The organism is Neorhizobium galegae (assembly GCF_021391675.1).
Classification (GTDB): domain Bacteria; phylum Pseudomonadota; class Alphaproteobacteria; order Rhizobiales; family Rhizobiaceae; genus Neorhizobium; species Neorhizobium galegae_B.
The window spans coordinates 1,852,629-1,867,336 of record NZ_CP090095.1; the positions used below are offsets into that span (position 1 = coordinate 1,852,629).

Below are 14,708 nucleotides of genomic sequence, written 5' to 3' on the forward strand. Positions count from 1 at the left end.
GCGTTGTAATGTAGGTGAGTGGACGAGGTAATGGCCGATAACAACCTTGCGCGTAGCCGGAATGATTTACCGGACTTCTTTGCAGATGATGATCCGCTGGCAGAACTCGCCCGCATCGTAGGCTACGACGATCTTCCCGTCGCTGCCAGGCCCGGATCATCTTCCGCCGATACTTCATCGACTGAGCGGCGGGAGCCGGCGTTCAATCTCGAAGACGAGCTTCTTCAGGAGTTCGAGCGTTATGACGCGCCGCATCTCGACCCCATCCACGATATCGCGCTCGACGATGTCCCTCAGCATTTCGCCGCGCCGCCGGTGGAGCCGGAGGAACTTGAGTTCGTTCCGGCCGAAGCTGCCGCTGTAGAAGTGCCGCAGGCCCTGCGGTCGGCCGATAACGCTGTCGGCGAGCGCGCTGACCGTTTTGGCGACGAGGAGCCGCCGCGGGCGGTTGATGCCGTTGACGGGAACGTTGCCGCGGAACCGGTATTCGAGCCGGCTTTCGAAGCCGCGCGCATGGAGCCCGTTTTCGATCTGCCCGATTTCCCCGCTGCAGGCTCGATGTCGCCCGCCGCGTCGGTAGAAGACCCGGCGGAGGAGTTCGATCTCGCGGCTGAACTGGAAAACTCGATCGCGGCCGAGCCCGTTGCGGCAGCCGAGCCCGAAGTGACGTTCGAGCCCGAAGCGAGATTCGAGCCGGAAGTCCGGTTCGTGCCTCAGGCGACATTCGAGCATGGGTCAGCCCCCGAGCCCGAGGCGGCGTTCGAGCCTGAAGCGAAATTGGAACCCGAAGCGAAGTTCGAGCTGGAGCCGAAGACGGAGAGGGGCAAGGGCGCCTACGTTCCCGGTTTCCGGATGCCGCTCAGCAATTTCAGCGTGGCACGAGACGTCTCTGCGGCCTCCGCACAGGCGGCGGTAACCGCTTCTCAAGTGACCGCACCTGCATCGAACGAATATGCCTTCGAGCCTCCCGTCCTGAACGATATCCCGAGCCCGAATATCGAGCCGGCACAGGCTGCCGAGCCGCAGGTGTCCGCAAAGGAGCCGCAGCCTGAGCCGGTCACCGCTGCACCGATCGCTGCCGTACCGGCCGCTACGCCGCAAAAGGATCGGTTCTCCGCGCTGGACGAACTGATCTATGACGTCCAGCGCTATACGCTGCCGACATCGAACGGGCAGCCGCTCGCGACGCCTGTGGCGAAGCCTGAGCCAGCCGTGACGCACGCCGCCGTATCTGTCGCGCCGGCGGCACCCTCTGTTGTCGATGCGCCGGTTGCCAAGACCCCGGTTGCCGAGGTCTCGTCTGTGGACGAGACGGATCCGTTCTCCGACGAGGAATTCGAGTTGGCGCTCGATGGTCTCGAACTCGACCTTGCCGAGATCGTCGTTGAAGAGGCGCAGGCACATCCGGTTCAGGCACCGTCTCTGGCTGCAGCCCCTGTGAAAGCCGAACCTGCACCTGCTGTCGCTCCTTCCGTGGCGCCGGTCGCGCGCGTTGCGCCCGTCATTGCTGCGGCGGCACCAGTCGTGGAGACGCAGGTTGTAGAAGAGCCGGAGTCGATTGCTGACCTGCCGTTCGATCCGGCCCAGATTGCCGATTCGGAAGACCAGGTGGAGGCGATCGCCGAACTCGACGTACCGTCGCTACCGGCAGAAGAGCCGGAACAGCCGCCGGCCTATCGTCCCGATTACGAACTTGACATCGATGCCGAGCTCGCGACGCTTCTGGCCGCCCCCGGCAAGCCGGCCTCGGCGCCGGCACGCAAGCCGGAAATCGATATCGCGCCGAGAGGCCGGCAGGCCGCCGCCGAAGCCGCCCGTTCGCCGAACTATACGGATCTCGACGACTTCGAGCGGGCTCTGGAAGAGGATTTCCGCCGCAGCCTGACGACGCCTCTGCCTGCCGCTGAGCACGAGGAACTGCATTATTCCGATGCCGACTATGTCGCGACCGTCGAGAACGCCCGCCGTTCCGTCCGCAGCTGGGCTGTGCCGCTGGTCCTTGCCGGGGTTGTGATCCTCGGAGGTGTCGGCGCCTACGCGTTCTTCGGCAGCAGCGTGTCGGGTGTCGTGTCGGGCGGCGAACCGGTCATCATTGCCGCAGACAACGAACCGATCAAGATTGCGCCGGAAAATCCGGGCGGCAAGACGGTCCCGAACCAGGACAAGGCGGTCTACGACCGTGTCGCCGGCGTTTCGCCGAAAGATCCGAAGCAGCGCACCCTGATCTCCTCCAATGAGGAGCCTATCGACGTCGTGCAGAAGACCCTGATGCCCGATACGCTTCCGCTCGAAGGCGAGAACGATATCGAGCCGACCGATGTCGGCGAGACGGAGGATCCTCGCCTCCTGCCGCAGGATCGGACCGCGCAAAACAATGCCGCTGCTGAGCAGCAGCCCGTGACCGTCATGCCGCGCAAGGTCAAGACGATGATCGTCCGCCCCGACGGCAAGCTGGTCGAGCAGGAAGTTGCAGCCCCGGCGCTTGCCGCGCCGGAAACCGCCAAGCTGCCTGCCGCCGGCGCAAAGCCGGTTGAAACGGCCGCTGCTTTCCCCGAGAAGGTCCCGGCTTCCGTGCCGGCGACACCGGTCCGTACGCAACCCCTGCCGGCTAACTCGACTGCCGGAAATGGCGGTATCCTTCCGGTCTCGGCGCCCGCCAATCCGGCCGCTCCGGCCGAACACGTCAACGTGGTGAGAACGAACCCGGTCACGCCGCCCGTCGCAGCCGCTCCCGCCCAGCCGGCCCCGGCTGCCGCGGCGCCTAGCCCTGCTCCTGCTGCCGCACAGGCTCCGGCACCTGTCGCTCCGGTTCAGGCCTCTGCACCTGCGGCAAAGGCTCCGGTCCCGATCGCACGTCCGTCCGAACAGCCGGTCAACGTGGTCGCAGCCGTTACCGATCAGGGCAATGTCCGTGCACCGGCCCAGCAGACAGCCGCCGTTCCGGCGTCCGCATCGAACCAGGTCGCTTCGCTGGGACCTGGGGATTACGTGATCCAGATCGCCTCGCTGCCGTCGCAGGCGGAAGCCCAGAAATCCTATCAGAGCCTGTCGGCCAAGTTCGGCAACGTCATCGGCGGCCGCGGCGTCGATATCAAGTCTGCCGAGATCGCCGGCAAGGGCACGTTCTACCGTGTCCGCATTCCGGCCGGCAGCAAGAACGACGCCGTAGCGCTGTGCGAGCGTTATCGCGCCGCCGGCGGTACCTGCCTGGTCGGCCGGTAGGGACTGAAATCCGAAGAAATCGAGCGGGGCGCCTGGGCGCCCCGTTTTTCGTTGGCCCTCCAATGATCTAAGATCGGACCATGAGCGAATCAAAAGCAATGATCCTGGGCTCCAGCGGCCCGACCCTCACCGTGGACGAAGTGGCGCTTTACCGGGATGAACGGCCCTGGGGCTTCATCCTGTTTGCCCGCAATTGCGTCGAGCCGGCGCAGATCACCGATCTCGTCGCGTCCATGCGCGATGCCATCGGCCGGCCGGATGCGCCGGTGCTGATCGACCAGGAGGGCGGCCGCGTCCAGCGCATCCGTCCGCCGATGATCGAGCGTTATCCCTCGGCCGCCGTGCTCGGCGAGCTTTACCGCCGGGATCGCGAAAAGGGCCTGCGGGCGGCTTGGCTGATGTCGCGCCTGCATGCCTTCGACCTGATGAAATTCGGCATCAATGTCGATTGCCTGCCAGTGCTTGACGTGCCGATCGAGGGGGCGAGCAACGTTATCGGCGATCGCGCCTATGGATTCGATCCGAAGACGGTTGCCGAAATGGGCCAGGCCGCCGCTGACGGCCTCAAGGCGGGCGGCATGCTGCCGGTCATGAAGCACATGCCGGGCCACGGCCGCGGCATGGCCGACAGCCATCACGAACTGCCGGTGGTCACCGTCTCGCGCGCAGATCTGGAAGCGCATGACTTCCTGCCTTTCGTCGCCATGAAGGACGAGCTGATGGCGATGAGCGCCCATATCGTCTTCACCGCCATCGACCCGGACGAGCCGGCGACCATTTCGCGCAAGGTGATCGACGAAATCATCCGCGGCCATATCGGCTTCGACGGGCTGTTGATGTCCGACGACACGTCGATGAACGCCCTGAAGGGCACGATCGGTGAGCGCGCGGCGAGAATCGTTGGGGGCGGCTGCGATATTGTCTTGCATTGCAACGGCGTGATGGACGAAATGAAGGCCGTCGTGAAGGAAGCGATACCGCTTGGCGGGAAAGCGTTGCGGCGTGCGAAGGCGGTGGAAGCGGCCTTTGGCCGGGGCGACGGCTTGAGCGAGGAGGCGGTCCGCGCGGAGTTCCAGGGTCTTCTCGCCGTCTCCTGACGGCTGTCGACAGCAAGAGGTTGGGGAATGGCAACGACGATATCGCAGAACGCCATTCCGATGGACAAGTTGTGGCAGGATGCCGGCGCCGAACGTGCGACGGACGATCCGGCACTTGTCATCGATGTCAGCGGTTTCGAAGGTCCGCTCGACCTGCTGCTTCATCTGGCCCGCACCCAGAAGGTCGATCTCGCCCGCATCTCCGTTCTGGCACTGGTCGAGCAATATCTATTGTTCATCGACAGCGCCCGGCGGGTCCGTATCGAGCTTGCCGCCGATTATCTCGTCATGGCCGCCTGGCTCGCCTATCTCAAGTCGAAGTTGCTCATTCCGCAGCAGGTCAAGGGCGACGACGGCCCGAGCGGCGAGGAACTGGCAGCGACGCTCGCTTTCCGCCTGAAGCGCCTCGAGGCGATGCGCGAGTCGGCGACCCGGCTAGTCAATCGCAATCGCCTCGGCCGCGACGTCTTTGCCCGCGGGGCGCCGGAACATATCCCGCATCGCGTCGAATCCGCCTATGACGCGACGCTTTACGATCTTCTCTCGGCCTATGCGAACCTGCGCCAGCGCACCGCCGTCACCCACGTGACGATCGAGAGGCGCAAGGTCTGGTCGCTGGTCGACGCCCGCGAGCTGTTGACCCGCATGCTCGGCGAGATCGTCGACTGGACGGCGCTGCAGCACTATCTCTTGCCCTATCTGCCGCCGGAGGATCGCGTCACGGCAACCGCCAGTGCCTTTGCCGCGTCGCTCGAACTGGTGCGCGAAGGCAAGCTCGAAATCCGCCAGGACGGCGCCTTCCAGCCGATCTTTCTGCGTAAGGGAACCGGACCGCAGCAGCCCGCTCCGCCACAGCCCGCCAAGGGAGGCGTTGATTGACGCCGCAAGAGGACGACGATCCGCCGATCGCCGCGGAAGAAGAGGCGGAGCTCCCGTCCTTCTCATCGGCGGAAGTCGAGCGGATCGCGGAAGCGCTGGTCTTCGCCTCGGCCGAGCCGGTCTCTGAAACGTTTCTGGCCGAACGCCTGCCGCGCGGCACCAATGTGAACGCCGTCATGCTGCGGCTGGCGGAGGTCTACGCCCTCCGCGGGGTCAACCTGATCCGCAGCGGCGATCGCTGGGCCTTCCGCACCGCCGCCGATCTCTCTTTCGTCATCCATAAGGAAGACAACGAGACGAGGAAGCTGTCGCGCGCAGCACTCGAAGTGCTGGCCATCATTGCCTATCACCAGCCAGTCACCCGCGCCGAGATCGAGGAGATTCGCGGGGTACAGACGTCCAGAGGCACGCTGGACGTGCTGATGGAAGCGGGCTGGGTCCGCTTCCGCGGCCGCCGCCGCACTCCGGGACGACCGGTGACGCTCGCCACGACGCCCGATTTCCTCGACCATTTCGGCCTTGAGGAACTGCGCGATCTGCCCGGTCTCGAAGAATTGAAGGGCGCCGGTCTGCTTTCCGGCCGCATCCCGCCGGGCTTTGCGATACCCGTCCCGCTCAATGTCGACGATCTTTCCGAGGACGAGGACCCGATCACGCAACTCGACCTCGAGGAACTTGGCCTCCTGACGCCGGGCGGCGAAGCGGAAGAGTGATTTCGCCGGAGTGGTTGCGGCCCAGGAGCGCGTCCGTCTGTCGCACCATCCGTTCTCCTGCGGCAAACAGTCCGTCACGTTGACTCCTTGGCAGGTCGTTTTTTTGACGGAAGGGCCGTTTTCCGGCCTCGTTTCTTGGCTATGGGAGATTATCCGAGCCGAAACGCCGGCGACCCTGATGAGAGTGTCGCGACGGTGATGGCAGTCGGCCACGATGCTGAAGAGGCGATGCGGCCGTGCCCCCAGGCAGCCAGCTTGCAGCGGGACTCCAGTCGGGAGGCTCCCCTGGTGGCCTGAAATCCCTGATGTTCGCGATTTGCAGGGCCAGTCAGCCGGACTGCGGCCGGATCCGCGCCGACGAGTTGTCGTGCAGGGTTAAGGACGTCTCGATAAGGTGTCCACTGACGACATTTTGGTGTTTGAAAAAGCATCATAAAGAGCTTACATCGATGAAACGGTACTAATGGAGTTGGACTTATGGGTTCTTTCAGTGTGTGGCATTGGCTGATCGTTCTGGTCATCGTGCTCGTTCTCTTCGGACGCGGCAAGATTCCGGAATTGATGGGCGATTTCGCCAAGGGCATCAAGAGCTTCAAGAAGGGCATGAGCGACGAGGACGCCCCCGAGGCGAACGGCGCGACGACCGCGACGAAGACCGTTGATCTCAAGGCTGAAGAGGCCAAGGAAACCACCCGGTCGTAATGTCCGAGTGGCGGGTTCCAGGAGCCTCGTTGAATGTTTGATATCGGCTGGACCGAGCTTCTCGTCATTGCGATCGTGCTGATCGTCGTGGTTGGTCCGAAGGATTTGCCGCCCATGCTCAGGGCCTTTGGCAAGATGACGACCAATCTGCGCAAGATGGCCGGGGATTTCCGCTCGCAATTCGACGAGGCGCTGAAGGAGTCGGAACTCGACGACGTGCGCAAGACGATTTCGGATGCGCAGCGGCTGAACCCGACGAACGCGCTGAGGGATGCGATCAACCCGCTCCGGCAGATGGGTCAGGAAATCCGCGCCGACCTGCAGAAGGCGACGCAGATGCCGACGTCGGCCGTCAGCGAGACCGATATCGAGGCCCGGCAGGCTGTCGAGGGCACGTCGAGCATCGAGGCCGCTCCGGAGGTTCCCGCAAACTTCCCGTCGGCAGCGCCTGCATCCTCGATACCTGCGCCAGTCCCGGCTCCGGCCCAGTCCGCGCCTGCCTCACCTGAGGCAGCAGCGACCGTCGTGGAAAAGCCGAAGCCGGTCCGCAAGACCGCCGCCAGGGCAAAACCCGTTGTCGAGACCGCGGCGGCTCCGGTTGCCCCGGCTGCTATTGTCGAAAAACCGAAACGCAGTCGCGCGGCGGCCAAACCGGCGCCCGTTGCCCAGGTTGTGGATGAGGCGCTCGTCAAGGCTCCGGCCCGCAAGCGCACGCCGAAAAAGGCTGATACCCCGAAGGACGACGCATGAGCGGTGACATCGAAGACAAGCCGCAGCCGCTCATCGAGCATCTGATGGAACTGCGCACTCGGCTGATGTGGTCGATCGGCGCGTTTTTCGTCGCGTTCGTCGTCTGCTTCTTCTTCGCCAAGCAGCTCTTCAACCTGCTTGTCGTTCCTTACAAATGGGCTGTCCTCTGGGCCGGCCTCGATCTTGCCAAGTCCGAGCTGATTTACACCGCGCCGCAGGAGTTCTTTTTCACCCAGGTGAAGGTGGCGATGTTCGGCGCGCTGGTGATCGCCTTCCCGGTGATCGCTTCGCAGATCTACAAGTTCGTGGCGCCGGGCCTCTACAAGAACGAGCGAGCCGCCTTCCTGCCGTTCCTGGTCGCTTCGCCGGTCCTCTTCCTGATGGGCGGCGCGCTGGTCTATTTCTTCTTCACTCCCATGGTCATGTGGTTCTTCCTCGCCATGCAGCAGGCGCCGACCGAAGGTGAAGTCGGGATTTCGCTTCTGCCACGCGTCTCGGAATATCTCAGCCTGATCATGACGCTGGTCCTCTCCTTCGGCCTGGTGTTCCAGCTTCCGGTCGTCACCACGCTGCTCGCACGCGTTGGCATCCTCTCCAGCGACTGGCTGCGGGAGAAGCGCAAATACGCGATCGTGTTGGCCTTCGTGGTCGCAGCCGTGCTGACCCCGCCAGATCCGATGTCCCAGATCGGTCTTGCACTGCCGACCATCCTTCTCTACGAGATTTCCATCTACGCCGCACGACTCGTCGAGCGCAAACGTGCCGAGGACAAGCTTTCGGAGCAGGAACCTTCGGATGTTGCGGAGACGGACAAGGCCTGAAGCCCTTCGGCCTGCCTCGCGAGTCCGCGGCGTTTCGCTCTAAAGGCAAGGCAAGATGCTCGATATCAAGTGGATCCGTGAAAACGAAGGGGCTTTGGATGCGGCGCTGAACAAGCGCGGCGCAGAGCCCATGGCGGCAACCCTGCTGGCGCTGGACGACAGGCGCCGTTCCGTCATCCAGAAGCTTCAGGACATGCAGTCCCGCCGCAACGCCGCCTCCAAGGAGATCGGCATTGCACTCGGACAGAAGAATTCCGAGCTTGCCGAAAGGCTGAAGGCCGAAGTCGGGTCGATCAAGGACACGATGCCGCTTGCCGAGCAGGAAGAGCGCGAGGCCGTTGCGGCCCTCGAAGACGCCCTGTCGCGCATCCCGAACGTGCCCTTCGACGACGTACCGGTCGGCAAGGACGAACACGACAACGTGGTCAAGCACGTCGTCGGCGAAAAGCCGCGCTGGAACCATGCTGCCAAGGAGCATTACGAGATCGGCGAAGCGCTCGGAATGATGGATTTCGAGCGCGCCACGAAACTCTCCGGCTCGCGTTTCACGGTCCTCACCGGCCAGCTCGCCAGGCTCGAGCGGGCGCTCGGCCAGTTCATGATCGACATGCACACGACGGAGCACGGATATACGGAAGTCTCCTCGCCGCTGATGGTGAAGGGGGATGCCATGTACGGCACCGGCCAGTTGCCAAAGTTCGAGGAAGACCTCTTCAAGACGACGGATGGCCGCTACCTGATCCCAACGGCGGAGGTGACGCTCACCAACCTCGTTTCCGGGGAAATGCTGGAACAGGAAAAGCTGCCGTTACGCTTCACGGCGCTGACGCCGTCCTTCCGCTCGGAGGCCGGTTCCGCCGGCCGCGATACCCGCGGCATGCTGCGCCAGCACCAGTTCTGGAAGTGCGAACTCGTGTCGATCACCGACCAGGAATCGTCGATCGCCGAGCATGAGCGGATGACCGAATGCGCCGAGAACATGCTGAAGCGCCTCGGCCTGCATTTCCGCACCATGACGCTCTGCACCGGCGATATGGGTTTTGGCGCACGCAAGACTTATGACATCGAGGTCTGGCTGCCGGGTCAGGATACCTACCGTGAAATCTCGTCCTGCTCGGTCTGCGGCGATTTCCAGGGGCGCCGCATGAATGCGCGTTATCGAGCCAAGGATGACAAGGCGCTGAAGTTCGTTCACACGCTGAACGGCTCGGGCGTGGCGGTCGGCCGCTGCCTCATCGCAGTCATGGAAAATTACCTGAACGAGGACGGTTCGGTCACAATTCCGGACGCGCTTCTGCCGTATATGGGTGGCCTGACCAAGATCGAGCGGGCGGCCTGATGCGGATACTTCTGACCAATGATGACGGCATTCACGCCGAAGGCCTCGCCGTTCTCGAGCGGATAGCCCGGAAACTGTCGGATGATGTCTGGATCGTTGCGCCGGAAACCGACCAGAGCGGCCTTGCCCATTCGCTGACGCTCTCGGAGCCGCTCCGCCTTCGCAAAGTCGGCGACAAGCATTTCGCGCTGCGCGGTACCCCGACCGATTGCGTCATCATGGGCATCCGCGAAGTCCTGCCGGGAAAACCGGATCTGGTACTCTCGGGCGTCAACGATGGCGCCAACATGGCCGATGACGTCACCTATTCCGGCACGATCGCCGGCGCCATCGAAGGCACGCTGCAGGGCGTGCGCTCGTTTTCGCTGAGCCAGGCCGTGCGTCGCGAAAACGGTCGCACCGTGCCTTGGGAAGTCGTCGAATCCTACGCGGCGGATCTCATTAGCAAGCTCATCGACGTGGACCTACCGGACGGCACCTTCCTCAATCTGAACTTCCCGAATTGCGAACCGGGCGACGTGCAGGGCGTCGAAGTGACCTCGCAGGGCAAGCTCGATTTCGGCTTGACGATCGATGCCCGCGAGGATGGCCGCGGCAAACCCTATTACTGGCTCCGCTTCGGCGAGCGGAAGGGCAATTTCCGTGACGGCACCGATATCCAGGCTCTGAAGGAGAACAAGATCTCCGTGACGCCGCTCAAGCTGGACCTGACCGATCATTCGGTTCAGGATCGTGTGGCGAAAGCACTGGGATTCGGAGCTGCCGATTGAAATCGGGCATGGTCGAAAAAGAAGGTTTTGCGGCGCTCGTGCTGCGCCTCAGGTCGGAAGGCATTTCCGACCTCGATCTGCTGACCGCCGTTGAACAGACGCAGCGCTCGCAGTTCGTGCCGCCATCGCTTGCCGAGGACGCCTATTCCAGCCGCACCGTGCCGATCGACTGCGGCTCGTTCATGGAAGGCGCAGATCTTGCCGTGCGCTTGCTGCACCGCCTCCAGGTCAAGCCCGGACACAGGGTGCTCGAAATCGGCACGGGCAGCGGCTTCACCGCCGCCGTCATAGCCCGCATCGCCGAGCGGGTGCTGACCGTCGAGCGATACCGCACCCTGGTCACCGCCGCCAACGCCCGCATGGATGCACTGGGGCTGCGCAATGTCGTCGTGCGTCAGGCGGACGGCGGCAACGGCATGCCGGGCGAGGGCACTTTCGACCGCATTTTCGTCACGGCCGCCTTTTCTTCGCTGCCGCGATTCTATGCCGAGCAGCTCACGCATGGCGGTTCGATGGTCGCGCCGCTCACGGACGGCGAGTCCTGCATGATGGTGCGCCTCACCAAGACAGGCAGCCGATTCGAGCGGGAGGATCTGTTCCCGGTGCCTTTTTTGCCGATCGTTCCGCATATCGCGGCGGCGCTCTAGGCCGTTTGTTCCATGCCGCGACGGCATTTCGGCCGTCATGGTTATCAATTTCCCTAAAATTTTAGGACAATGCCTGCCCTTTAACGGTGCAGTAAGACTAACGCGCTTTAATGACTCTCACGATGGTGGCGTATCTGTAAGCGAGTCATGCGTATGAAGAGTTCTCCGAAATTCGGAAAATCCGTAATCAAATTTGCTGTCGCGGCACTGCTTGCCAGCGCAGCGACAGGGTGCAGTTCGGACGCGACGCGTTTCTCGGGGCTCTTTTCGAAATCCGACAACATAACGACGGCGTCCATTCCGCAGCGGCAGGGCGGTGGGGCCTATGGCCGCGCGCCGACCCCGCAGGCCGATCTCGGCTCCGGCCAGGCTCAGGCGCTGCCGCCAATTCCGCGGAACGACTACGGCTCGCGCAATACCGCCATGGCTCAACCGTATCCCGGTAATTCCGGCGGCTACACCTCTCCGGCGCGTACCGCATCCGCTCCCGTTGCCGTGCAGCGATCCGAACTCGCAGCTCCGACCGGCGCCACGGCGCAGCGTAGCGCCGCTCCGATGGGCCGCGATACGGCCCCGCCAGGAGGCGCTCGCCCAGCCATTCCCGGGTCGTCAGCCGGCCGCCAACACGCTTGGTGCTCCGTCCGCCTCGACGCTGAAGGCCGACAATGTCGTCACCGGCACGACCCCGAAGCCGATGTCCGGCTGGTCCACGGTCAATGCTCCCAAGGTGACCCTGAAGCCCGGTGAAACGGTTTCGACGCTTTCTACGCGTTACGGGGTTCCGGAAAAGGAAATCCTGAAGGCAAACGGCGGCGCCGTTGCTGCCGGGCAGTCCGTCCTGATCCCGACCTTCGGCACGGCGCAGAATTCGGCGAAGAACGCCGCCGGCACGATCGACCTTCAGAACAAGGCTCCGGCGCCTGCCCGAGAGCCCGAGCAGAAACTCGCCGTCCTGCCCACCCCGGCGCGTGACAAGGCGATTGCCGAACCTGCCAAGCTGACGCCTCCGGGCGGCAAGCCTGTCGGCGGCACCTATGTGGTCAAGCCGGGCGACACGATCACCAAGATCGCCCGCGAAACTGGCACGCCGGTCGATCAGCTGAAGGCGGCCAACAATCTGACATCGGGCGGGGTCCGTATCGGTCAGACGCTGAAGGTGGCAAACGGCGCGGCCGCTCCGGCAGCCGATCCGGTCAAGACCGCGTCCATTCCGCAGAAGCCGGTCGAAAAGGTGGCTGCCGTGGCTCCGAAGCCGGCCGCTCCCGCAGCGCCGGTTCAGGTTGCCCAGGTGGCGCCAGCGCCGGCCGCAGCCAAGGCCGCCGTCGACAGCGCTTCCGTCGCCGACGTCGAGAAGAAGTCCGACGTCGCTTCCGTGGCGCCCCAGTCTACCGGAATCGGCAAGTATCGCTGGCCCGTCAACGGCGCGGTCATCGCAGGTTACGGCCAGAACGTCGACGGCAACCGCAATGACGGCATCGACATCTCGGTTCCGGAAGGCACGCCGATCAAGGCTGCCGAAAACGGCGTCGTCATCTATGCGGGCAACGGCCTGAAGCAGCTCGGCAACACGGTTCTCGTCCGTCACGACGACGGCAAGGTCACCGTCTACGGCCATGCCGGCAGCATCAACGTCACGCGCGGGCAGAAAATCACCCGCGGCCAGACGGTCGCCGCCTCCGGCATGAGCGGCGACGCGAAACGCCCGCAGGTCCACTTCGAGGTCCGCAAGGACGCGACCCCGGTCAACCCGATTACCTTCCTTGAATAAGTAGTGCGTTTCAAGGGACGGAGAAAAAGCCCGGCAGTGCCGGGCTTTTTGCGTTCTCGGTGCTTTTTCAGGTTTCAATCTCGGGAAAGCGGTTTCCGCAGCCGTCCGGCGAGATCCTGGATATATTGCCAGGCGACGCGGCCCGAACGCCCACCGCGGGTGGTCGCCCATTCGAGCGCCTCGTGATGCAGGATCTGCTGATCGAGGCCGAGCTCGAAGTACTCGGCATATCCATCGATCATCTTCAGATAGTCGTCCTGGCTGCATTTGTGGAAGCCGAGCCACAGGCCGAACCGATCCGACAGCGACACTTTTTCCTCGACGGCCTCGGACGGATTGATCGCCGTCGACTGCTCGTTCTCCATCATGTGGCGCGGCAGGAGATGGCGGCGGTTGGAGGTGGCGTAGAACAGAACATTGTCCGGCCGGCCTTCGATGCCGCCGTCGAGCGCCGCCTTCAGCGACTTGTAGGCGGTGTCGTCGTGATCGAAGGAAAGGTCGTCGCAGAACACGATGACGCGCTGGCCGGAAGTCTTGAGGATATCGAGCAGGGCAGGGAGCGAGGCGATGTCCTCGCGATGCACTTCGACGAGTTTCAGCGAGATCGCAGTCGCGGCGCGCACGTCCTCGTGCACCGCCTTCACCAGCGACGATTTGCCCATGCCGCGGGCGCCCCACAGCAGCACGTTGTTGGCTGCATAGCCTTCCGCAAACCGCAGGGTGTTTTCGTGCAGGATATCGCGCACATGATCGACGCCCCGGATCAGTGTCAGGGCGACGCGGTTCGGGCGCGGCACCGGCTGCAGGCGCTGGTTTGCCGGTACCCAGACGAAGCAGTCGGCAGCGTTCCAGTCGTTGATGGCGGGTGGAGGGCCGGCGAGCCGCTCCAGCGCATCCGCAAGCCTGCGGATTTCGGTCAGGATCAGGGTATTGATGTCATTGCTCATGGTGTTTCTCCGGTCGCATCGGCGAGTTTTTGAGCCTTTTGGCTGCGGTAACATGCTCGTTAGTGCATCAAAAGCCTGAGAGCCGTGGATTCGGTACGCCGGCCGGCGTGTTTCTGTTGCATTCCGGCCTATCGCAACTATATTCCGGCGGCTTGAAACGGGGGCCCGGCGTCTCCGGTAATCTTAGGAGTTTTCGATGTTCATTACCGAAGCATTCGCCCAGGCCCCAGCCGCAGCACCGGGAGCCTCCGCGTTCGGCTCCGGCCTTGAGATGCTCTTCCTGTTCGCGCCGCTGATGGTGGTCTGGTATTTCTTCCTGATCCGTCCGCAGCGCGCCAATGCGAAGAAGCGCCAGGAGACGCTGTCAAACATCCGTCGCGGCGATCAGGTCGTTCTTGGTGGCGGCATCACCGGCAAGGTGACCAAGGTTGTCGACGACGCTGAAGTGGAAGTCGAAATCGCCGAAGGCGTAAAGATCCGCGCCATGCGCGCCTATATCGCCGAAGTCCGCGTCAAGGGCGAGCCGGTCAAGACCGAACCTGCAAAGACCGGAACGGCCTCCTAAAGCTTCGCCGATACAGCGGCCCTGTTTGCTACAGGGTCTCGAACTCAAAAGAGCCGGATCATCTCCGGCTCGCAACCTCTTCGAGAAGGCATGTGACCCATGGCGAAAGGCATCGAAATCCGCGACGCCCATTTCCCCGGTCGCGCTCCCATCGATGCATATGGCAATGGCGGTTTCCGTTTTGCCGACATGTCGCATCGAGGCTCGTTGCTCTGCCTTCCCTCCGGCATCTACGGCTGGGAATTGCAGGAAGGTGAACCGCTGACGGTCGCTTCCCTGATGAAGGTGCTCGCCGAATCAAGCGAGATCGAAGTGTTGCTTGTTGGCATGGGCGCCAACCTCAAGCCGATACCGGCGGATGTGAAGGCGGCGTTGAAAGCCAAGGGCATCGCCTCCGATCCGATGAGCACCGGTGCCGCCGTGCGCACGTTCAACATCATGCTCGCCGAATCGCGCGCCGTCGCCGCAGCTTTGATTGCCGTCTGACA

The 14,708-nt window shown here is 63.5% G+C and carries 13 protein-coding genes and 1 pseudogene; 13 read left to right on the forward strand and 1 reads right to left on the reverse strand.

All coding sequences use genetic code 11. From position 1 onward, the window contains the following. Positions 1-30 precede the first annotated feature (30 nt). The 11 genes and pseudogenes from LZK81_RS09290 to LZK81_RS09340 all read left to right on the forward strand — a co-directional run bounded on the left by LZK81_RS09290 (position 31) and on the right by LZK81_RS09340 (position 12,708). A complete protein-coding gene (locus tag LZK81_RS09290) occupies positions 31-3,222 on the forward strand; it encodes an SPOR domain-containing protein (RefSeq protein WP_233955962.1) in 3,192 nt (1,063 codons plus the stop codon). An 80-nt stretch (positions 3,223-3,302) separates the two neighbouring features. Further along, a complete protein-coding gene (gene nagZ, locus LZK81_RS09295; protein WP_233955964.1) occupies positions 3,303-4,319 on the forward strand; it encodes a beta-N-acetylhexosaminidase in 1,017 nt (338 codons plus the stop codon). Between the two features lie 27 nt (positions 4,320-4,346). Next, positions 4,347-5,198, forward strand: a complete 852-nt coding sequence (locus LZK81_RS09300) for a segregation and condensation protein A (RefSeq protein WP_233955966.1) — start codon at positions 4,347-4,349, stop codon at positions 5,196-5,198. A 26-nt stretch (positions 5,199-5,224) separates the two neighbouring features. Beyond that, positions 5,225-5,911: an SMC-Scp complex subunit ScpB gene (scpB, locus tag LZK81_RS09305; RefSeq protein ID WP_046609111.1), complete on the forward strand. Its 687-nt coding sequence runs from the start codon at positions 5,225-5,227 to the stop codon at positions 5,909-5,911. A 477-nt stretch (positions 5,912-6,388) separates the two neighbouring features. Beyond that, positions 6,389-6,613, forward strand: coding sequence for a twin-arginine translocase TatA/TatE family subunit (locus tag LZK81_RS09310; RefSeq protein WP_046606211.1), 225 nt, complete (start codon positions 6,389-6,391; stop codon positions 6,611-6,613). Positions 6,614-6,646: 33 nt separating this feature from the next. Continuing rightward, positions 6,647-7,363 carry a Sec-independent protein translocase protein TatB gene (gene tatB, locus LZK81_RS09315; protein WP_233955968.1) on the forward strand — a complete coding sequence of 239 codons (717 nt, stop codon included), beginning with the start codon at positions 6,647-6,649 and terminating at the stop codon, positions 7,361-7,363. Then, a complete protein-coding gene (gene tatC, locus LZK81_RS09320; RefSeq protein WP_046608994.1) occupies positions 7,360-8,184 on the forward strand; it encodes a twin-arginine translocase subunit TatC in 825 nt (274 codons plus the stop codon). The genes tatB and tatC overlap by 4 nt, the downstream gene beginning before the upstream one ends. A gap of 55 nt (positions 8,185-8,239) precedes the next feature. Next, a complete protein-coding gene (gene serS, locus LZK81_RS09325; RefSeq protein ID WP_233955970.1) occupies positions 8,240-9,523 on the forward strand; it encodes a serine--tRNA ligase in 1,284 nt (427 codons plus the stop codon). Further along, complete coding sequence (surE, locus tag LZK81_RS09330; protein ID WP_233955972.1) at positions 9,523-10,293, forward strand: 5'/3'-nucleotidase SurE; 771 nt, start codon at positions 9,523-9,525, stop codon at positions 10,291-10,293. Before serS ends, surE begins: the two co-directional genes overlap by 1 nt. An 8-nt stretch (positions 10,294-10,301) precedes the next feature. Further along, entirely contained in the window at positions 10,302-10,940 is a 639-nt protein-coding gene (locus tag LZK81_RS09335) for a protein-L-isoaspartate(D-aspartate) O-methyltransferase (RefSeq protein WP_370649346.1), read from the forward strand. A gap of 147 nt (positions 10,941-11,087) precedes the next feature. Further along, a pseudogene (locus LZK81_RS09340) lies at positions 11,088-12,708 on the forward strand (peptidoglycan DD-metalloendopeptidase family protein). Between the two features lie 74 nt (positions 12,709-12,782). On the opposite strand, the gene LZK81_RS09345 reads toward LZK81_RS09340, so the two are convergent. After that, the gene (locus tag LZK81_RS09345; RefSeq protein WP_233955974.1) at positions 12,783-13,655 is read right to left on the reverse strand and encodes an ATP-binding protein; all 873 of its coding nucleotides are present in this window, start codon (positions 13,653-13,655) and stop codon (positions 12,783-12,785) included. Positions 13,656-13,851: 196 nt separating this feature from the next. Between LZK81_RS09345 and yajC the strand changes: the two genes are divergently transcribed. Next, positions 13,852-14,220, forward strand: a complete 369-nt coding sequence (gene yajC, locus LZK81_RS09350; RefSeq protein ID WP_046606219.1) for a preprotein translocase subunit YajC — start codon at positions 13,852-13,854, stop codon at positions 14,218-14,220. Between the two features lie 99 nt (positions 14,221-14,319). Further along, positions 14,320-14,706 (forward strand): Mth938-like domain-containing protein, encoded by a 387-nt coding sequence (locus LZK81_RS09355; protein ID WP_046608989.1) that lies wholly within the window; start codon positions 14,320-14,322, stop codon positions 14,704-14,706. Positions 14,707-14,708: the final 2 nt, after the last annotated feature.